This is a genomic window from Bifidobacterium sp. LH_450, assembly GCF_056356715.1.
This window is the reverse complement of sequence record NZ_JBKEUU010000006.1, coordinates 63252-83439: the sequence shown is the minus strand read 5'-3', so window position 1 is coordinate 83439 and position 20188 is coordinate 63252. Positions and strand designations below refer to the sequence as shown.

Sequence of the window (20188 nt, the reverse complement as noted above, 5' to 3'; positions counted from 1 at the left end):
GACCTTCTGTATATTGTGTGGGTTTGGGGCGGGGGTGGCGGGGGTTTGCAAACGTTTGATACGCTACGTACCGAGGGGCTTTCACTCTGGACGCAAAGGAACCCACGGATGGATGAATACAGCTATTCCCTGCAACAACGGCAAGGCCGCAAGACGGCGCGCAAGGGCCTGAGCCGCTTCAAGCTCAAGGTGCTCGCCGACATCCTGCTGTTCATGTCCATCGCCAGCACGACGATCGTGCCGCTGTTCGTGGGCGAGCCCAGCGCCGACAACATGACCGCGCTGACCGCGGCCGTCATCTGCGAAGCGATTTCCTGGGCGTCGATCCCGCTGTACGCCTGGTTCCTGTACACCGGTTTCCGCGAAACGTCGAATGCCGGCTTCTACCTGCTGCGCCTGGTCATCCTGGCCTGCGTGTGCGAAGTGCCCTACGACATGGTCACCTATGGCAAGCCGATCGACTGGTCGAGCCAGAACCCGGTGTTCGGCCTGGCCATCGCGCTCGTCGTGCTCTGGCTGCTCGATTCGCTGGAGCGCTACTCGAAGTCGGTGCGCATCGTGCTGTCCGTCCTCGTCATCCTCGTCGGCCTGCTGTGGGTCATGATGTTCAACATCGGCAGCGCGCAGGCGCTGATCAACATCGGCGTGCTCACGCTGGGCCTGTGCGTCATCTACTACTATTTCGACGGCAAGGAAAACACGATGATGCTCACCGCCGGCATGCTGTCGGCGATGTTCATGGTCATCCCGGCCCTCGGCGTCGTGGCGCTGCACTACCGCAACAACGAGTACGGCGAACGCCACAAGTGGACGAAGTGGGCGTTCTACGCCGTCTACCCGGTGTTCCTGCTCATCGGATGGGCGGTGAAGGGGTGATGGACGCCAAGCAGTACGATCTCGTGCTGTTCAACTACTACGGCACGCTCGTCCACCACGAAGTCGACGAAACGCAGGAATCGGCGTGGACGGCGCTGCGCCGCTCGCTGTACGACGACGGCGCCGACTACGTGACGAACGACCGGCTGAAGGCGCAGTTCCAGCGGGCGAAGGCGAAGCTCGCGGCGCTGTGCGGGCGCGACGGCACCGATGCGGGCGCCGACGATACGCAGGATCTGCTGGAAGCCTACGAAGCGCTGTTCGACAATCTGTGGATCGAAGGCAACGTCGAAATGTCGAAACGGGCCGCGTGGACGTTCCGCAAGGCCGCTACCCGCAAGCTTACGGTCGTCGACGGCGCGCTCGACTGCCTGCGCCAGCTCAAGCGGCACGGCAAGCGCATCATCCTGCTGTCCAACTCGCAGGCGTGCTATACGCGCCCCGAAATCGAAGAGCTTGGCCTTGCCGAGCTCTTCGATGGCGTCGTCATTTCCAGCGACGAAGGCGTCACGACGGCGTCGGCGGAAATCTATGGCCGCATCCTCGAACGCGAACAGGTGCCGGCAGAGCGCGTGCTGATGGTCAGCAACGACGAAACGTGCGATGTCGTCGGCGCGCAGGCAGCCGGCATCGACGCGGTGCTGCTCAAGCCCGACGTCATCCGCGTCATCAGCAACGGCGTCGCCCAGCGCGACGCCGAGCGCGAAATCGTCGAGCGGCAGCAGCGTGCCGTACGGAACGCCATTACGTCGTCCGCAGGCGGCGATTACCGCAGTCTTGTGGATTTCATCCTCAAGGAGGGGACGACGGCAGTCGTGCAACGGCTTTAATGTTGCTGACAGTACCGTCGACCGCACAGGAGGAGCAATGTTTCACACGAAACGACCGGTAGAGGCCGTGCTGTTTGATCTCTACGGAACGCTCGTGGACATCGAAACCAACGAGGAGATCACCCGTCCGTGGCGCGAAGTGACCGCCCGCGTATGGGATCTGGGCGGCGATGGCTGGACCCCGCCGGCGCTGAAGGAATACTTCGCGCGGCAGGAGGCGGCGCAGCGGATGGCGCATGCCGACATCCCCGACTACGAAGCCGACCTCGTGCCGATCTACGAAACGTTGCTGCCTCCCGGGCTGGAGCATCCCCGCGAAGCCGCCGAGGAACTGGCGTGGCGCTTCCGGCAGGCTTCGACGCAGCGCATCGGCCTGTACCCGGGGGCGCTGGAACTGCTCGCGAAGCTGCGCAAGTCCGGACGCAAGGTGCTGCTGGTCAGCAACGCCCAGTCGGCCTATACGAGGCCGGAACTTCAAATGCTGGGACTGGCGGACGCGTTCGACCACATCCTCATTTCCAGCGAAGTCGGACGCTCGAAGCCGTCCGCGGAAATCTTCCGGCAGGCGCTGGAACTGGCCGGCTGCGGGCCGGACGAAGCGGTGATGGTCGGCAACGACCCGCGCTGCGACATCGAGGGCGCCGCGGCCGCCCGCATCGGCGCGCTCTTCCTGGACACCTGGCCCGACAAAGCCGAAGCGCCGTTCGCTGAAGCGTACTTCCGCGGGCCTGATTACGGAAATCTTTTTCAATATATTGATTCCCGCGGCTGAAGCGGAAAGCCGGAACCTATTTTCTCTCCCACAAAATCGCGCGGCACGCCCGGTTTTGCGGGAGTTTTCTTTTTCGGTTCCGCACAGGGAATAAAGATTGACTTGGAATGTTGAGTTCGGTAGGCTCAAGTTTTGGATGGTTCGGAAACGACCCACTGACCGCGATCCCAGCGGACGGCGGATGGTTGGCCGAACCGGACCCAGGAGCTTACATACGTAACGAAGCGAACCGAACAAAGGAGAACAGTTATGGGACGCGCAGTAGGCATTGATCTCGGTACGACGAACTCGTGCATCGCCACGCTCGAAGGCGGCCAGCCGACCGTCATCGTCAACGCGGAAGGCTCGCGCACGACGCCGTCGGTCGTCGCGTTCAGCAAGTCCGGCGAAATCCTCGTCGGCGAAGTGGCCAAGCGCCAGGCCGTCACCAACGTCGACCGCACGATCAGCTCGGTCAAGCGCCACATGGGCACCGACTGGACCGTCGACATCGACGGCAAGGAATGGACGCCGCAGGAGATCTCCGCGCAGATTCTGATGAAGCTCAAGCGCGATGCCGAAGCCTACCTGGGCGAGCCGGTCACCGACGCCGTCATCACCTGCCCTGCATACTTCAACGACGCGCAGCGCCAGGCCACCAAGGACGCCGGCACGATCGCCGGCCTCAACGTGCTGCGCATCATCAACGAGCCGACCGCGGCCGCCCTCGCCTACGGCCTTGAGAAGGGCAAGGAAGACGAACGCATCCTCGTGTTCGACCTCGGCGGCGGCACGTTCGACGTCTCCCTGCTGGAAATCGGCAAGGACGACGACGGCTTCTCCACCATCCAGGTGCAGGCCACCTCGGGCGACAACCACCTCGGCGGCGACGATTGGGACCAGAAGATCATCGACTGGCTCGTCGGCGAAGTCAAGAGCAAGTACGGCGTCGACCTGTCCAAGGACAAGATCGCGCTGCAGCGCCTGAAGGAAGCCGCGGAGCAGGCCAAGAAGGAACTGTCCTCCTCGATGAGCACCACCATTTCGATGCAGTACCTGGCGATGACCCCCGACGGCACGCCGGTGCACCTCGACGAGAAGCTCACCCGCGCCCACTTCGAGGAAATGACCGCCGACCTGCTCAACCGCTGCCGCGCGCCGTTCAACAACGTGCTGGCCGATGCGGGCGTGTCCGTTTCCCAGATCGACCACGTCATCCTCGTCGGCGGCTCGACCCGTATGCCGGCCGTCAAGGAGCTCGTCAAGGAGCTCGACGGCGGCAAGGAGCCGAACCAGTCCGTCAACCCGGATGAGGTCGTCGCCATCGGCGCCGCCGTGCAGTCCGGCGTCATCAAGGGCGACCGCAAGGACGTGCTGCTCATCGACGTCACGCCGCTTTCCCTCGGCATCGAGACCAAGGGCGGCATCATGACGAAGCTGATCGACCGCAACACCGCCATCCCGGCGAAGCGTTCGGAGATCTTCTCCACCGCCGAGGACAACCAGCCGTCCGTGCTCATCCAGGTGTACCAGGGCGAGCGTGAATTCGCCCGCGACAACAAGCCGCTGGGCACGTTCGAGCTGACCGGCATCGCGCCGGCCCCGCGCGGCATCCCGCAGATCGAGGTCACCTTCGACATCGACGCCAACGGCATCGTCCACGTCTCCGCGAAGGACAAGGGCACCGGCAAGGAGCAGTCGATGACGATCACCGGCGGCTCGGCCCTGCCGAAGGACGAGATCGACCGCATGGTGCGCGACGCCGAAGCCCACGAGGCCGAGGACAAGAAGCGCAAGGACGAGGCCGAGACCCGCAACCAGGCCGAAGCCTTCGCCTACCAGACCGAGAAGCTCGTCAACGACAACAAGGACAAGCTCGCCGACGACGTGGCCCAGGAAGTCACCGAGAAGGTCAACGCCCTCAAGGAAGCCCTCAAGGGCGACGACATCGACAAGGTGAAGTCGGCCCAGGAGGCGCTGATGGAAGCCGCCCAGAAGATCGGCCAGGCCCTCTACGCCCAGCAGGGCGCCGAAGGCGCTGCCGCCGGCGACGGCGCTGCTTCGGGCGCTGCCGACAACGGCGATGACGACGTCGTGGACGCCGAAATCGTGGACGACGACGACAAGGACAACAAGTAACCATGGCCGCCTTCGACAAGGACGACTACCTCAACGACCTGCCCGACGCGGACGCCTTCGGCGCCCCCGGGCAGGCCGCCCCTGCGGGCGCATCCGCGTCCGCCGACAACGCATCCGCTTCAGCGGATGCCGACGAAGCCGCCTCGGACGGCGCGTCTGCGGCGCAGGAAGCCGGCGACGGCGCCAGCGCCGCTGAATCTGGTGCCGATAACGGCGCCGGTGACGCCGCGGAGGGTGCCGAAAGCCACGAAGCCGACTCGGTGGACGGCAAGCTGACGCCGCTGGGCCAGGCCAAGAAGGAAGCGGCGGAGTACCTCGAGGCGCTGCAGCGGGAGCGCGCGGAGTTCATCAACTACCGCAACCGCACCGCCAAGGACATGGACCGCGCCCGCCAGCAAGGCATCATCGACGTGCTCAACTCGCTGCTGCCGGCGCTGGACGACATCGACCGCATCCGCGAACACGGCGAGATGGACGATTCGTTCAAGGCCGTGGCCGCCAAGATCGACAAGACGTTCGAGAAGTTCGGCGTCGAGAAGTTCGGCATCAAGGGCGAGGAGTTCGACCCGACGCGCCATGACGCGATTCTCCACAAGCCCGATTCCGACGTCGACAAGCCGATGGTCGACACCGTCGTCGAGGCGGGGTACCGCATCGGCGACCGCGTCGTGCGTCCGGCACGCGTCGTCGTCGCCTCGCCGCAGTCGTGACGGCATGGCCATGGATGAATCCAACAAGACATCGAAAGGGGGCACAGCATGGCTGAGAATGATTGGCTGAACAAGGACTTCTACAAGATCCTCGGCGTTTCCAAGGACGCTACCGAAAGCGAAATCACGAAGGCCTACCGCAAGCTGGCCCGCAAGTACCATCCCGACATCAACAAGACGAAGGAAGGCGAGGAGAAGTTCAAGGACATCTCCGAAGCCTACGACGTGCTGAAGGACAAGGAGACGCGCGAGAAGTACGACGCGATCCGGCAGTTCGGCATGGGCGGCGCGCGCTTCGCCGGCGGTTCCGGCGCGGGCGGATTCAACGCGGCCGGCTTCGACGACATCTTCGGCTCGATGTTCGGCGGTGGCGGCGGGGACTCCCACATCCGGTTCCAGACGAACGGCGCCGGCGGTGCGGGCAATCTCAACGACATCTTCAGCTCGATGTTCGGGGGCGGGGCGTCCGGCTCGCCGTACGGCGGCAGCTACGGCAGCCAGGGGTACGGCGCGTACGACGACTACGATGACGGCTCGTTCGCCGGCTACCGGCCGACGCCGCGGCCCGAAGACGGCGGCGACCGCAACTCGAAGATTACGCTGACGTTCCGGCAGGCCGCGAAAGGCGCGACCGTCTCGCTCGCGGCGGACGGCAAGAAGTTCAAGACGCATCTGCCGGCTGGCGTGAAGAACGGCCAGAAGATCCGGCTCGCCGGCAAGGGCAAGCCGGGCAAGAACGGCGGCAAGAACGGCGACCTGTTCCTGACCGTCACCGTCCAGCCCGACGAACGCTTCACGATGGAGGGCACCGACCTCGTCATGCAGCTGCCGGTATCGGTCGGGCAGGCCGTCGACGGCGCGAAGATCGAGGTCAAGGACCTCGACGGCGAGACGGTGACGTTCAAGGTGCCGGCGGGCAGCTCGAGCGGCTCGCGGGTGCACGTGCACGGCAAGGGCATCCACACCGCCCATAAGAAGGGCGACCTGATCGGCATCGTGCAGATTTGCGTGCCCAAGAAGCCCAACAGCGCACAGAAGGCCGCGGCGAAGGAATTCGACGAGGCGTGCGGAGACTTCGTGGAGCAGCTGCATACGCAGGAAGGGTGACGATCATGGCGCGCATAGCCCAGCAGATACGCAGGCTCTACGACATGTGCGCCAAGGCTCTCGTAGCGGGACGGGCGGATCTCGACGGGGCGGCGAATGCCGGCTTCGACGTCGATCTGCCCGTCTTCACCGTTTCCCGGGCCGCGGAACTCGCCGGCGTCCATCCGCAGACGCTGCGCCAGTACGACCGCGTCGGCATCGTCGTGCCGAACCGTACCGGCGGCGGCGCGCGGCGCTACTCGCTGCGCGACATCGACCGGCTCGCCCAGGCCCAGCGCCTCAGCCAGGAAGAAGGCGTGAACCTGCCCGGCATCGTGCGCATCCTGGGGCTCGAGGAGGAAAACCGCGAGCTGCGCCGGCAGATCGACCGGCTGCGCAAGCCGCGCGGGTCGAGCGTGTTCACCGCCGACTCCGGCGGCGACATCGTCGAAGTCCAGCGCTCGCAGCACATGCGGCACTGGCGCAACCAGATCCGCGCCAACCGGCGCGCGCTGCCGGCAGGCACCGCTCCCGGCGCCGTCCATGAACGTTCGATGGTGCTGTGGCGAGACCCCGACGTCGAGCGCGGCGCGACCGACGCCGAAGGGCTCGCGGCCGGACGCTACGATGAGTAGCGCTGGCATATGGCGGAATAAATAGGACGGGATTTTCTTCGGAAATTACGGAACCTTGCGTACGGAACTTTTGGGCCGCCGCCCTCCCTCGATGGGAGGGCGGCGGCTTGTTTTTTACGCTGGAAATGGGCGGGATGGGGATGGGCGCCTAGACGGAATCTTAAGAAAAGTCGCAGAAAAAGCCGCAGATACCCCCTATTATTCTCTTTGGGCGTATTATTCCGAGGATGGACTAGTGTCTTCACTCTGGTTTGAGAAAGTGGCGGCGATTGTGCCGCTGTAGAGACCGAATCTAAGGAGTGATGGTGACCGGAGGCGAACTTTCTTCAAAAACGCGCAAATACCTGTGGACGCTGTCGGCAGTGGAATCGGTAACGCGCAAGCGCATTAATTATTCGCCGGTGTTCCGCGCCGATTGCATGCGTCGCTATAAAAACGGCGAGAGCCCGGCCGTTATTTTCCGCGAGGCCGGTCTCGATCCGAAGATCATCGGCTACAAGCGCGTCGAGCGCTGCATTTCGTGCTGGAAGCAGGCGGAAGCCGCTGCCGCAGCCGTGGAGGAAGTGGCGGCTGAAGCCTGAACGGTGGCCGGCAGCCGGGGCGTGCCGGGAACCGGGCGGTGAACCGGTTAAGTAACCGGGCGGCGGTAGGGTAGAGGCGAACTTCAACGACAGGAGGACGCCGTGAATCCGAACGCTTGCGCAGCCGCCGGGGCGACCGGTACGGCCAGTGTGGCCGGTGCCGAACCGGCCGGGGCCGCCCCGCAACTCAAGGCCGTCATGTGGGACATGGACGGCACGCTTATCGATTCGGAGCCGCTGTGGCATGCCGGCGAAATGAAAATCGCCGCGGAACATGGCGGCTATTGGGACGAGGAGCTCGCGTGGCAGGGTTCCGGTACGCCGGTGCCGCATGTCGCCGCGCGGATGGCCGAACGCGGCTGCAAGCTGCCGGTCGAGGAAATCGGCGCGCAGATGATCCAGTACGTCACCGACCAGGAAATGATCGCGCTGCCGTGGTGCCCCGGCGTGCTGGGGGTGCTGGAAGCGCTGCGCGACGCCGGCATTCCGTCGGCGCTGGTGACGACGTCGCCGCGCGAACTGGCCGAGAACCTGATTGCGAAGGCGCCGCTGGGCGCGTTCGCTACGTATGTGTGCGGCGATGACGACGTACGCAAGAAGCCCGATCCGGAACCGTACCTGACGGCGGCCGCCCGGCTCGGCATTCCCGGCGACGCTGCGTCGATGGCGCAGTGCATTGCCATTGAGGATTCGATGAGCGGCCTGAAATCGGCCGCCGCTTCCGGCGCGACGACGCTGCGGCAGACGGCGTTCATGCGGCTCGACAACGCCGCAGGTCCCCAGTTCGCCGACATCCATGGCTATGAGGGCCTCACCGTCGCCAGGCTGCAGGAGTACGTGGAGGCCCGCGCCTGCTGATTTGCGTCCAGAGTTTTCCGGGGTCGGGGCCACTGGACACTGGCGCACAGGCGGCTTGGCGCCAGACCCTTGGAATCAAGCCATTTTGCCGTGCCAGACATCCCCGGCGAACCCTTGTTTGTGTCCAGTGGCGTCGGCTCGCCAAAAGTCTGGACACTACTTTGGAAAATAAAAAGGGCCACCGCGGTGGAATGAATGCAGTGGCCCTCGTGGAGCTGATGGTAATCGAAACCACGACCTCTTCGATGCGAACGAAGCGCTCTACCAACTGAGCTACAGCCCCTTGGATGTTACCTTGCTACGCAGGGCAACTCAACCGAGTGTAGTGCAAGCCTTTGAGAAATGCAATTTGCCGCCGCGGCGTGTCGCGGACGGTTCCTGGAAGGTCCAGAGAAGATGCGCGAAGGGGTGCGGGTGAGGAGGGTTCACAGTGGGTGCGCGGAGGTTGGGCAAAGGTGCGTGGGAGGTCGTGGGAATTTGCGGAGGATTTGCGGGAAGCATGAGGAAGGCTCATGCTGGGGGATGCGTTCCTGAGCGGGCCTTCTGAACGCGTTTTGTCGAAATTCTAAGAAATTTCGACAAAGCAATGGTGGAGACGCGGGGATTTGGCGATAATGGGAGGCAGGGAAAGGCGACGGCGCCTTTCGAAGTTTCGATAACCGAATCCATGACGATAGCCGAGCGCCGATTATCGACGCGGCACAGCCGTTGCGGCTGCGCCGGAATGCAACGCACGCACAGGCGGCGTTCCGGTTGCGCCGGGACGGGCGGCGATGGCGTGGGCATGCGGTGGAGGGAGGGAAGATGCGGGTAGGAATCAAGGACGTGGCGGCGAAGGCCGGGGTGTCGATCAGCACCGTCTCCTATGTCATGAGCGGCAAGCGCAGCATCAGCGAGGAGACCGCGCGGCGCGTGCGGCAGGCGGCGGACGATCTGGGGTATGTGCCGCGGGCTGCGCGCAATGCCGGCGGCGGTGCGGGCATGAGCGGCACATCGGCGGGGCGTGGGGCTGCCGGGACGGGAATCTACGGCGTGGCGTCTGCAGGTGCCGTCGCCAACGGAACGCGCAGGGGAGCGGCTGCCTACGGTGCCTCGGCGTACGGGCCGGCCGGGAACGGGGGTGCCGACGGGCGCGCGCCGACGAATGTGCTGGCGATCAGCGCTCCGGTGCGCGGGCAGACCGATCTGTCGAACTACGCGGTGTTCTTCTTCGCGCTCGCCACGGCGGCGAAGAAGTACGGCTACGACATCCTGTTGCTGATGGACGAACGCGCCGACCGCGAGCTGGTGCGGGTCGCCAACGAGCATCTGGTGGATGGCGTGTTCCTGCTGGACGTCGAAATCGACGATTCGCGCGCGGATGTCGCCGCGTCGCTGCCGGTGCCCGTGGTCAGCGTCGGCTATCCGGCCAACCACGACGCCGTCTACGCCATCGATTCCGACTTCGCGGCGATGGGCCGCGAAGCGGTCAATGTCGCCCATGGGCTGGGCCATCGCCATCTGCTGCTGGCGGGCGGCGTCGAGCCTGCGCTGCAGGCCGGCGCGAACTACCTGAGCCGCTTCGTCGAAGGCGTGCGTGAACGCAGCGAGGAGCTCGACGTCGAATTGACCGTCATGTTTACGTCCGGCAGCGGCATCGACGACGCGACTCTCGTCGTTGACAGCGCGTTCGGCGCCGACAGCGGGATTTCCGCCATCGTCTGCGCGGAGACGACGCCGCTGGCCGGCGCGCTGATCGGCGCGCTCAGGCAGCGCGGCAAGTCGGTGCCCGGCGACGTGTCGCTGCTGCTGGCGATGAACGCGTCCGGCACCGGGCAGCTGCCGCGGGCGGTCGACGAAATGCCGATGAACCCGAACGCCGTATGCCGGCGCGCCGTCGAAACGATGGTCGCCGCGCTCGAAGGCAGCCGCCGCGACGTCGGCTCGGTAGAGCTGCTGCCGTTCGAATACCGCGCGCATGGCACGATGACGGCTCGCTGACCGTGTGCGGGCGCCGGCGCGTGTGCGCGGGCGGAGGGCTGGAAGGCCCTGCACAGGGAAGGATTCCAAAGCTACGGTGGGCTATCGGCTGGAAACCGCCGCCGCAATCTTGTGAAGAAAACCGTAAGGTTTCGAAATTTCGTCGAAATAAGTTGAACGACTTAGTCAAACCATATAACGTAGTAGTCACGGAACGATTAGAGACGATCGCGACCGATTTCAGCAACGAGGCTGACCGTAAGGAGAAGAAATGTCAATTCGCAAGTATGTGGCGGCAGGACTGACTGCGGCGATGACGCTCGCCGGCGCCTTTTCCCTTGCCGGCTGCGGCTCCAGCAGCGCCGACCAGGAATAGAACCCGACGTCGATCAAGGTGTGGCACTACGAAGACGAAAGCGGCGCGCTGTCGAAAGCGTGGGACAAGGCCATCGAAATCTTCGAGAAGGAAACCGGCGTGAAGGTCGAATTCGAACGCAAGTCGTTCGAGCAGATCCGCCAGAACGCCTCGCAGATCCTCAACTCCGACGAAGCGCCGGACGTCATGGAATACAACAAGGGCAACGCGACCGCCGGTCTGCTTGCCTCCCAGGGGCTGCTGACCAATCTTGACGACTACGTCAAGCAGTACGGCTGGGAAGACAAGATCTCCGGCACGCTCGCCGACACCGGAAAATACAACGACAAGGGCGTCATGGGTTCCGGCAACTGGTACGGCATCACGAACTACGGCGAAGACTGCGTGATGTACTACAACAAGGACATGTTCGACAAGTACGGCATCGCCATCCCGACGACGCAGGACGAACTGGTCGACGCGATGCAGAAGTTCGTCGACGCCGGCGTCACGCCGCTGTCGGAAGGCGTCGCCGAGTACCCGCTGCAGCACCTGTGGTGGCAGCTCGTGCTGACGAAGGCCGACGATTCGTTCATCCGCGCCTACGAAATGTACGACGGGGACGTCGACTGGAACTCCGAGCCGATTACCTACGCGACGCAGACGATCAAGGACTGGGTCGACAAAGGCTATATTTCCAAGGATTCGACTGGCCTGAAGGCTGAAGACGCCGGCCAGGGCTTCATCAACGGCACCTACCCGATGTTCTTCTCCGGTTCGTGGTGGTGGAGCCGCTTCACCAGCGAAATGGAAGGGACGAACGTAACGTTCAGCACCTATCCGGACGCGGCGAAGGTCGTCGGTTCCTCCGGCAACATCTGGGTCATTCCGGAGAACTCGAAGAAGAAGGCGATGGCGGCGAAGTTCATCGACATCACGCTGAGCAAGGAAGTGCAGGACCTGATGGGCAATGACGGCGGCCTGCCGATTGCCGCCGATGCCGACGCGATTACGAACGAAGACGCGAAGGCGTTCATCTCCTCCTTCAACGAAGTCATCGCCGACAACAAGATCGGCTTCTACCCCGACTGGCCGACCTCCACGTTCTACGACGAGCTGAATGCGTCGCTGCAGGAACTTGTCAACGGCACCGCTTCCGTCGACGAATGCATCGGCCAGCTCAAGGACAACTACGACAAGGGCGTCGAGACTTCCGGCGTCAAGGACTGAGCCGGCGTAATCCAAGATTCATTTCCGGTTCCTGCTTGTGCTGGGTGGGTAGGCCCCTCCTTTGGAGGGGCTGACCACCCCCCGAAAACCGCTACGCGGTTTTCGACCCCCGAACAAGGCCGCAAACGCTGTCGCGTTCGCGTATTTCAGCGGCGGGCGCCAGCGGGGGTGGAAATAGGTTTGAAAAGAGAGTGCTATGAGTGCTGTAAGCGAGAGGGGCGCTGCCGAGGGCAAGCGCAAGGCCGCGAAGGTTTCGCGGCGGCCGAAGGGCATGTCCCGCATTCCGGGCGATCCGTCGCGCCGCTTCTGGATCTACCTCATTCCCGGGTTCCTGCTGCTGATGTGGATCATCGTGATCCCGCTGATCTGGAACATCTACCTGAGCTTCACGAACTACCGCGGCATCAAGGCCCCGACCTGGGCCGGGCTGAAGAACTGGAGCCGGCTGATGCAGGACTCCACGTTCTGGATGAGCTTCAGGAACTCGATCTGGATGATCATCGCGATGGTGGTCATTCCGATTCTGATCGGCCTGGTGCTCTCCAGCCTGATCTTCGACGTCGTCCAGAAGAAGTTCGGCGCGAAGACCGCTTCTACGATGCGCGCGGTCTACTACTTCCCCCAGCTCATCCCGATCGCCGTCGGCTCGCTGGTGATGGGATGGATTTTCCGTTCCGAGAACGGCGCGCTGAACGCCGTGCTCGAGGCCATCGGCCTGGGCAATCTGCAGCATGACTGGCTCGGCAAGCCCGACACGGCGCTGATCTTCCTGATGCTGATCATGATCTGGATCCAGGTGGGCTACCCGCTCGTCATCTTCATGTCGGGGCTGCAGCGCGTCGATCCGGAACTCTACGAAGCCGCGTCGCTCGATGGCGCCAACTGGTGGCAGCGCTTCCGTGCGATCACGCTGCCGGCCATCAAGCCGGAAATCTTCGTCGTCGCCCTGACCTGCACGATCGCCGCCCTCAAGGTGTTCGCGCCGGTGCAGATGCTGACCCGCGGCGGTCCGGGCACCTCGACGATGGTGCCGTCGTACTACTCGTACCAGCAGTTCTTCCAGACCCAGCAGGTGGGCTATGGCGCCGCCATCGCCACCGCGCTGACCGTCGTCATCATCATTGTGGCCATCCTGTTCACCCATGCGCAGGAACGCGTGGCCATGGACAACGAGGAGTAGTGAGTACCGATGAAAGCTACGAAGGAAACCGTGGAAATCGCCGGCGGCACCGTTGGCGGCGGCATTGCGATCACCAAGAGCCCCACGCCGGTCAAGAACTTCAAGTACTCGATGGCGCCGGAAGAATACAAGAAGATTTCCCACGTCAAGAAGAACCGCTCGTTCGGCGACTGGCTGATCATCATCCTGCTCATTCTCGGCGGCCTGGTCATGCTGTTCCCGTTCATCGTGCTGCTGCTCAATGCCTTCAAGACGACGGCCCAGTACAATTCGTCCGGCCCGCTGTCGTGGCCGACCGAGCTGAGCTTCTCGGGCATCCAGACGTTCTGGGAGCGCGTGAACTTCCCGCAGAAGCTGTGGAATTCGGTGTGGACGAGCGGCCTGGTGGCGCTGTTCGCCGTCATCCTCTCGCTGTTCAACTCGTTCGCGCTGGGCATCGGCCGCGTCAAGGGGCGCCGCTGGATCATCCTGCTGATCATGCTGGCGAACATGGTGCCGCAGGAAGCGCTGCTGTACCCGCTGTACACGATGTTCAAGAACATCGGCCTGTACAACAACCCGTGGGCCATCGTCATCATCTTCACCGTGATCCAGAGCGCCTTCGGCACCTACCTGCTCTCGAGCGTGCTCGATACGTTCCCGCGCTCGATCCTCGAAGCGGCGACGATCGACGGCGCCTCGCGCTGGAAGATCTTCAAGGACATCGTGTTCCCGATCTCCAAGCCGACGCTGTCGGTGCTGATGGTGTTCTTCTTCATCTGGACGTGGAACGAATACATGATCCCGCTCGCGTTCCTCGTGGACAACAGCTCGCAGACGATTCCGATTGCCATCTCGTCGCTGTCCGGCGACCGACTGATGGACGTGACGACCACCGCCGGCGCCTCGCTGATCTCGATCCTGCCGACGCTGGTGTTCTACCTGATCTTCCAGCGCACGCTGAGCCGCGGCGTCACCGCCGGCGCTGTGAAGTAACGAACGAGAAGGAAAGACTTATGAAGTTTACTAATGGTTACTGGCTGCTGCGCGACGGCGTCGACGCGCTGTATGCACGCGACGACTACGAACTGGTTGCCGACCCGGAAGCGGAGCGCGTTGAGGTGCTCGCACCGGCGGCGGTGGTCCGCGACCGCGCCAATACGCTCAATCTCGGTACGTTCACCGTCGAGGCGACGGCGCCGGCCGAAGGCGTCATCCGCATCCGCGCCACCCACTGGGAAGGCGCCGAGGATGCGCCTGGCTTCCCGCTCAACGCCGACGAACCCGGCGGCCGCGACTACGTAACGGTAGCCGCGCAGGGCAACGGCGACGGCGAGCTCGGCGAGGCCGGCGCCACGGTGACGCTCTCCAGCGGCGACCTGAACGTGACGTTCCGCAAAGGTTCCCCCTGGAACATGACGTTCACCGACGCCCAGGGGCGGACGCTGACGCAGTCGGCCGGGAAATCTTTGGCAAGATTCAAGCTCAACGCGCTCGCCAACGTGACAGCGGAACCGGTCGGCGAGTTCGGCGTGACGAAAACCGGCCTCGCCGTCGACGAATCGGAAACGTTCACGTCGATCCAGCTGGGGCTGGCCGTCGGCGAGAGCGTGTACGGGCTGGGCGAGCGGTTCGGCGCGTTCGTGAAGAACGGGCAGAGCGTCGACATCTGGAACGAGGACGCCGGAACGTCGTCGGAACAGGGCTACAAGGACATTCCGTTCTACATGACGTCGAACGGATACGGCGTGCTCGTCAACAACCGCGGCCATGTGTCGTTCGAAGTCGGCAGCGAGAATACCGAAGCCGTGCAGTTCTCGGTGCCCGGCGAAACGCTCGATTTCTGCGTGGTGTACGGGCCCGAGCCGAAGGAGATTCTGCGTCGCTACACGGCGCTCGTCGGGCGCCCGGCGAACGTGCCGGCGTGGAGCTACGGCCTGTGGCTGACGACGTCGTTCACGACGAACTACGACGACGCGACGATCAACTCGTTCATCGACGGGATGGAGGAGCGCGGCATTCCGCTGTCGGTATTCCATTACGACTGCTTCTGGATGCGCGAGTTCCGCTGGACCGATTTCGAATGGGACGAGCGGTTCTTCTCCGACGTCGAAGGCACGCTGGAACGGCTCAAGCGCGACAAAGGCGTGCACGTATGCGCCTGGATCAACCCGTATATCGCGCAGCGCGGCACGATGTTCAAGGAAGGCAAGGAGCGAGGGTTTCTCGTGAAACGCGCCGACGGCACGATCTGGCAGACCGATAACTGGCAGGCCGGCATGGCGCTCGTCGACTTCACGAATCCGGAGGCGCGGGCGTGGTTCAAGGAACGCGTCGTGCGGCTGCTCAAGCAGGGTGTCGAGGCGATCAAGACCGATTTCGGCGAACGCATTCCGCGCGACGTCGTCTGGTATGACGGTTCGCCGAAGCTGTCGATGCACAACTGGTATACGCAGCTGTACAACGAAACGGTGTTCGAGGCGATCGAGGAAGTCTACGGCGAAGGCGAGGCGTGCCTGTTCGCGCGCTCGGCCACCGTCGGCGGCCAGAAGCAGCCGGTGCACTGGGGCGGCGACTGCGAATCGACGTTCAATGGCATGGCGCAGACGCTGCGCGGCGGCCTGTCGCTGACGTCGTCGGGCTTTGGGTTCTGGAGCCACGACATCGGCGGCTTCGAAGGGGCGTTCCCGGACCCGGCCGTCTACAAGCGCTGGCTGGCGTTCGGTCTGCTCGGCTCCCACTCGCGGCTGCACGGCTCCACCGTCTACCGCGTGCCGTGGCTGTTCGACGAAGCCGACGAGAAGGCCGGCAACGAGCTGGTGCCGGGGCAGACCGCCGTCGACGTGTGCCGCGAGTTCACGCTGCTCAAGCTGTCGTTGATGCCCTACCTGTACGAAACCGGCCTGCAGCCGCACCTGAACGGCACGCCGGTCATGCGGTCGATGTTCGTCGAGTTCCCCGACGACCCGGCCTGCCGCACGCTCGACCGCCAGTACATGCTGGGCGATTCGCTGCTCGTCGCGCCGGTGTTCACGTACTCCGGCGACGTCGACTACTACCTGCCCGCAGGCACGTGGACGAACTGGTTCACCGGCGAAGTCGTGCGCTCGGCCAGCGGTACGTGGCGGCACGAGCGGCTTGGGTTCGACCAGGTTCCGCTGTGGGTGCGCGACGGTTCGCTGATCGTGACGGCGCCGGACGCCGACCGCCCCGATTTCGACTACGCCGATCCGTCCCGGGTCGTCGTGCGCGCGTTCCTCGACGAGGCGCCGTCCGCTTCGGCGACGGTAACGCGGCTGGACGGCACGGCGGTGGAGTTCACCGCCGTGAAGGACGCATCCGGCGCCGTAAGCGTCACGCGTTCCGACGGCGAGCCGGTGAGCGTGGCGTAGGGCCCCGTTGTACGGGTGCCCGCAACTCCCTGCGCAACGTCGGCGAGCGTTGCGCAGGGGCGGGTGCTGCGCGCATGCGGGTGCTGCCCGGTTTGCGTGGCCGCGCCTCCGGACGGCATCAGCAGTGATATTGATGACGGCAATGCCGATGGTGGAAAAGCAGCCGTCGGGAAAGCGACCGTCGGAAAAGGCGCCGCCGTGGAAGCGCTGCGCGGCATGACCGTCCGCAAAGACCCCCTCGCCGCGCTGTCGCGCCCGGTCTTCCACGCCCTAGAAGAGGCCCTCGCCCGCCAGTAACGGTTACTGCTTGATGCCGCTGTGGTGGCGGCCGTTGACGGCGCCGGGAAGGGCGCCGTCGAATTCGCGCTCTTCGAGCGCGATGGCCGCCGCCTTGTCGGCGCTCGCTGCTGCGAGGTCGGCTTCGACGTCGCCGACTGTCTCGCCGGTCATGCGGGAAATTTCCTCGGCTTCGGTTTCAGCCGGCTTCTTCTTGCCGAACTTGGCCTTAAGCAGGCCGACGAACGTCGGGATCAGCGAAATGACGAGAATTGCAACGATGACGAGCTCGAAATGCTCCTGCACGGCCGGAATGCCGCCGAAGAAATAGCCCAGCAGCGTGAACAGCGTCGACCAGGTCAGGCCGCCAAGCACCGAGAACGGGGTGAACCGGCGCCATTTCATGCCCGAAATGCCGGAGATGAACGGCATGAACGTCCTGATGAACGGGAAGAAGCGCCCGAGGAATACGGCCAGCGGACCCCACTTGTCGATCATGCCCTCCGTTTTCGCAAGGCGCTCCGGCGTCAACGACTTGACCTTGCCGGATTCGATGATCTTGCGCCCGAAGAAGTGGCCGATGAAATAGTTGCACTGGTCGCCTAGGATCGGCGCCGCCCACACGACCGGCAGCAGCGCGGCCAGCGGCAGCGCTGCCTTGCCGGTGACGGCGTCCGGCGCGGCGAAGAAGCCGGCTGCGAACAGCAGCGAATCGCCGGGAAGGAACGGGAAGAACACCACGCCCGTTTCGATGAACACGATCAGGAAAATGAAGCCGAGCGTTGGCCCCACGCCCATTGCGATCCATCCGGCAATGGCGGTGCGCGGATCCTTGAGCAGGTTGGCAATGAAATGAATGAAACCCATGGCGTCCTTTTCGTCGGCGTTCACTAGCCGCGCCGGCGCCTAAGACGCACGCGGCGCGTTGGGCGGTGCAACTTCCCTCCGCCGTAAAACGCTAGCTACCTTACCAGCGCCGGTACCTCAGGAGCCTCATTCCATGGAATGAGGCTCCTGAGCTGTCCAGACTTTTCGGTTCCTCGGCCCACTGGACACGGGCTCCATACCCTTTTGTTGGAAATCCGCCATTTTGGAGGGTCGAAGGACTATCTCGCTGTCCAGTGAGGCGGGCAGCCCCGAAAGTCTGGACACCAGAGGGGGTGAGGGACGTTGGGCGACGGCGACGGGGTAGATGAGTGGAGCCGCCGGAGGAGGAGTGAAAGGGCCTAGAAAGAGGGTGCTGGGAGCGCGAAAGGGTCACATGCCAGAGTTGGCGTTGACGAAGGTGGGGCGCTCGACGTCGCCGTAGCCGCCGTAGCGCTTGAATCCCCACAGCAACAGCAGGCTCTTGGCGTAGGCGACCCAGCTGAAGCCGAAGATCAGCATCAGCACGCGTACGAACGGCACGAAATAGGTCAGCGCCAGCGCCACGACGTCGATGCCGACCAGCAGCAGCGAGCATGGGAACGCGCGCCACGGGAACATGGCGGCCAGCGCCCACTGGCGGCGCAGCGGGTTGGCGAAGCGCGCCTGCAGCGGGAAGATCCATTCATAAATGAACACCGTCACGACGGCGGCCGCCACCATGACGATGAGCGGCGCATAGGCCGAGTCGGCGTCCCAGGCGTTCCAGAAGCTCAGGCCGAAAATGACGGCGAGGATGAGCACAGCCAGCAGGAGCCCGGTGACGATGCCCTGCTTGAACTCCCGCTTGAACCGCTTGAGGTATTCGCGCACCAGCTTGATGTCGTCGTGCTCGTCATAGGCAAACAAGGTGCTGTAGAGCGCAGCCTGGGCCGGCCCGAACGTCACGATCGGCAGGATGGTGACGAGATAGACGAGATTGAGCGCCGTGAACCGCGCCAGCGTTCCCATGAAGTTCCAGAACGGTGAATCGATATTGAATTTCATTGCAGCTCACCTCGTCGTGCTTGGTTGCGTCGTTGCGGCGCCCGGAGGAGGGGACGTTGCGTGGCGCTCTTATCGATAAGTATATAAATAACGAAGCGTCCCGTCTATCGCTCGAATTGTTGAATTACGGCGTTTCTGGCGGAATTCCAACGAATCGAGATTCTTCTCCGGCGTGTTGAATACGACTGCAAACGTTGCCTTTCGTTGAAATTCCAACGCAAAGCGCCGTTTTGTTATCCGATTTGACAAAGATTACGCTTATTTATAAACTTCTAAATAACGAGAGCGAGAGGCTCGTAACGATGCGCAGTCCGTTCGCTGGAGCACTGCATACACTCAAAGGAGAAAGAGATGCAGACATCTACGAGTACCGAGACCGACGAGACCGTCGGTATGACCGGCGGCGCCGAAGCCGTGCTCGGCCGGGAGCTCGCCGCCGAAGAGGCCAAGCCCCGCCGCAGCCGCGCCGAACGCCGCGCGGCCAGGAAAGCCCAGAAGATGGCCGAAGCCAAGACCATCGACAAGAAGCACGCCGTCCATCTGTGGCTGATGGTCGCGCCGCTGCTGATTCTGGTCGTGCTGTTTTCCTACCTGCCGTTGTTCGGCTGGTCGTACGCATTCTTTGATTACCAGCCCCCGATCCCGCTTTCCGAAAGCAAGTTCGTCGGGTTCCAGTGGTTCGAGATGCTCGTGCAGAACCCGGCGCAGCTCAAGACGATCGGGCAGGTGCTGCTCAACACGTTCGCGATGAGCGGTCTGAACATCCTCACGTCGTTCCTGCCGGTCATCTTCGCCATCGCGCTCAATGAAATCCGCGCGAAGTGGTTCAAGAACATCATCCAGACGCTCACCACGCTGCCGAACTTCATTTCGTGGGTGCTCGTCTACTCGATCGCTTTCGCGATGTTCTCTTCGTCCGGCATGGTCAACGAGCTGCTGATGAACCTGCATATCATCAGCCAGCCAATCAAGTTCCTTGATTCGCCTGACCAGGTGTGGCTCAAGATGCTGCTGTGGAACCTGTGGAAGGGCCTGGGCTGGGGGTCGATCATGTACCTCGCCGGCATCGCCGGCATCGACCCGGAGCTCTACGAAGCCGCGCAGGTGGACGGCGCCAACCGTTTCCAGCAGATCATCCACGTGACGATCCCGCAGCTGATGCCGACCTACTTCGTGCTGCTGATGCTCAACATCTCGAACTTCCTCAACAACGGCATGGACCAGTACTTCGTGTTCCAGAACGCCTTCAACACCAAGTGGATCCAGGTGCTGGACCTCTACGTGTACAACGTCGGCCTGGCGCAGAACAGCCTGTCGCTCGGCACCGCGATCTCCATGCTCAAGTCCCTCGTGTCCGTCGCGCTGCTGCTGATAGTCAACTGGCTGTCCAAGCGCACCCGCGGCGTGGGCATCGTCTGATCCGCATACCGGCAACCTCGC

The 20188-nt window shown here is 63.6% G+C and carries 18 protein-coding genes and 1 tRNA gene; 16 read left to right on the top strand and 3 right to left on the bottom strand.

The window, feature by feature from the left end; all coding sequences use genetic code 11:
• The first annotated feature begins 108 nt into the window (after nt 1–108).
• The 9 genes from AC1AXT_RS08335 to AC1AXT_RS08295 all read left to right on the top strand — a co-directional run bounded on the left by AC1AXT_RS08335 (nt 109) and on the right by AC1AXT_RS08295 (nt 8466).
• On the top strand, nt 109–876 hold the full coding sequence (locus AC1AXT_RS08335; protein ID WP_476542075.1) for a TraX family protein: 768 nt from the start codon (nt 109–111) through the stop codon (nt 874–876).
• Nucleotides 876–1706 carry an HAD family hydrolase gene (locus AC1AXT_RS08330; RefSeq protein ID WP_476542074.1) on the top strand — a complete coding sequence of 277 codons (831 nt, stop codon included), beginning with the start codon at nt 876–878 and terminating at the stop codon, nt 1704–1706. The genes AC1AXT_RS08335 and AC1AXT_RS08330 overlap by 1 nt, the downstream gene beginning before the upstream one ends.
• Before the next feature lie 37 nt (nt 1707–1743).
• Nucleotides 1744–2478 carry an HAD family hydrolase gene (locus tag AC1AXT_RS08325; RefSeq protein WP_476542073.1) on the top strand — a complete coding sequence of 245 codons (735 nt, stop codon included), beginning with the start codon at nt 1744–1746 and terminating at the stop codon, nt 2476–2478.
• Nucleotides 2479–2727: 249 nt separating this feature from the next.
• Complete coding sequence (gene dnaK, locus AC1AXT_RS08320) at nt 2728–4596, top strand: molecular chaperone DnaK (RefSeq protein ID WP_476542071.1); 1869 nt, start codon at nt 2728–2730, stop codon at nt 4594–4596.
• Between the two features lie 2 nt (nt 4597–4598).
• The gene (gene grpE / locus AC1AXT_RS08315) at nt 4599–5306 is read left to right on the top strand and encodes a nucleotide exchange factor GrpE (protein ID WP_476542070.1); all 708 of its coding nucleotides are present in this window, start codon (nt 4599–4601) and stop codon (nt 5304–5306) included.
• Nucleotides 5307–5354: 48 nt separating this feature from the next.
• Complete coding sequence (locus AC1AXT_RS08310) at nt 5355–6413, top strand: DnaJ C-terminal domain-containing protein (RefSeq protein ID WP_476542068.1); 1059 nt, start codon at nt 5355–5357, stop codon at nt 6411–6413.
• A gap of 5 nt (nt 6414–6418) precedes the next feature.
• On the top strand, nt 6419–7027 hold the full coding sequence (locus tag AC1AXT_RS08305; protein WP_476542067.1) for a heat shock protein transcriptional repressor HspR: 609 nt from the start codon (nt 6419–6421) through the stop codon (nt 7025–7027).
• Nucleotides 7028–7329: 302 nt separating this feature from the next.
• Nucleotides 7330–7608 carry a hypothetical protein gene (locus tag AC1AXT_RS08300; RefSeq protein WP_476542065.1) on the top strand — a complete coding sequence of 93 codons (279 nt, stop codon included), beginning with the start codon at nt 7330–7332 and terminating at the stop codon, nt 7606–7608.
• Between the two features lie 198 nt (nt 7609–7806).
• Nucleotides 7807–8466: an HAD family hydrolase gene (locus AC1AXT_RS08295; RefSeq protein ID WP_476553040.1), complete on the top strand. Its 660-nt coding sequence runs from the start codon at nt 7807–7809 to the stop codon at nt 8464–8466.
• A 210-nt stretch (nt 8467–8676) separates the two neighbouring features.
• Here AC1AXT_RS08295 and AC1AXT_RS08290 read toward each other — a convergent pair.
• Nucleotides 8677–8749, bottom strand: a tRNA-Ala gene (locus AC1AXT_RS08290).
• Between the two features lie 521 nt (nt 8750–9270).
• Here AC1AXT_RS08290 and AC1AXT_RS08285 point away from each other — a divergent pair.
• From AC1AXT_RS08285 to AC1AXT_RS08260, 6 genes are all read left to right on the top strand, one after another.
• Nucleotides 9271–10446: a LacI family DNA-binding transcriptional regulator gene (locus tag AC1AXT_RS08285; protein WP_476542063.1), complete on the top strand. Its 1176-nt coding sequence runs from the start codon at nt 9271–9273 to the stop codon at nt 10444–10446.
• A 373-nt stretch (nt 10447–10819) separates the two neighbouring features.
• Complete coding sequence (locus AC1AXT_RS08280) at nt 10820–12010, top strand: ABC transporter substrate-binding protein (RefSeq protein ID WP_476562632.1); 1191 nt, start codon at nt 10820–10822, stop codon at nt 12008–12010.
• Nucleotides 12011–12281: 271 nt separating this feature from the next.
• Entirely contained in the window at nt 12282–13190 is a 909-nt protein-coding gene (locus AC1AXT_RS08275) for a carbohydrate ABC transporter permease (protein WP_476542107.1), read from the top strand.
• A gap of 111 nt (nt 13191–13301) precedes the next feature.
• The gene (locus tag AC1AXT_RS08270) at nt 13302–14165 is read left to right on the top strand and encodes a carbohydrate ABC transporter permease (protein ID WP_476542105.1); all 864 of its coding nucleotides are present in this window, start codon (nt 13302–13304) and stop codon (nt 14163–14165) included.
• A 20-nt stretch (nt 14166–14185) separates the two neighbouring features.
• Nucleotides 14186–16561, top strand: a complete 2376-nt coding sequence (gene yicI / locus AC1AXT_RS08265) for an alpha-xylosidase (protein WP_476542059.1) — start codon at nt 14186–14188, stop codon at nt 16559–16561.
• A gap of 96 nt (nt 16562–16657) precedes the next feature.
• On the top strand, nt 16658–16858 hold the full coding sequence (locus AC1AXT_RS08260; RefSeq protein ID WP_476542057.1) for a hypothetical protein: 201 nt from the start codon (nt 16658–16660) through the stop codon (nt 16856–16858).
• Nucleotides 16859–16861: 3 nt separating this feature from the next.
• Here the strand turns inward: AC1AXT_RS08260 and AC1AXT_RS08255 are convergent, their stop codons facing one another.
• Both AC1AXT_RS08255 and AC1AXT_RS08250 read right to left on the bottom strand, forming a co-directional pair.
• Nucleotides 16862–17704: a DedA family protein gene (locus AC1AXT_RS08255; protein WP_476542055.1), complete on the bottom strand. Its 843-nt coding sequence runs from the start codon at nt 17702–17704 to the stop codon at nt 16862–16864.
• A gap of 390 nt (nt 17705–18094) precedes the next feature.
• Nucleotides 18095–18748 carry a YesL family protein gene (locus AC1AXT_RS08250; protein WP_476542054.1) on the bottom strand — a complete coding sequence of 218 codons (654 nt, stop codon included), beginning with the start codon at nt 18746–18748 and terminating at the stop codon, nt 18095–18097.
• A gap of 351 nt (nt 18749–19099) precedes the next feature.
• Between AC1AXT_RS08250 and AC1AXT_RS08245 the strand changes: the two genes are divergently transcribed.
• Nucleotides 19100–20167 (top strand): ABC transporter permease, encoded by a 1068-nt coding sequence (locus AC1AXT_RS08245; RefSeq protein WP_476542052.1) that lies wholly within the window; start codon nt 19100–19102, stop codon nt 20165–20167.
• The last annotated feature ends 21 nt before the right edge of the window (nt 20168–20188 follow it).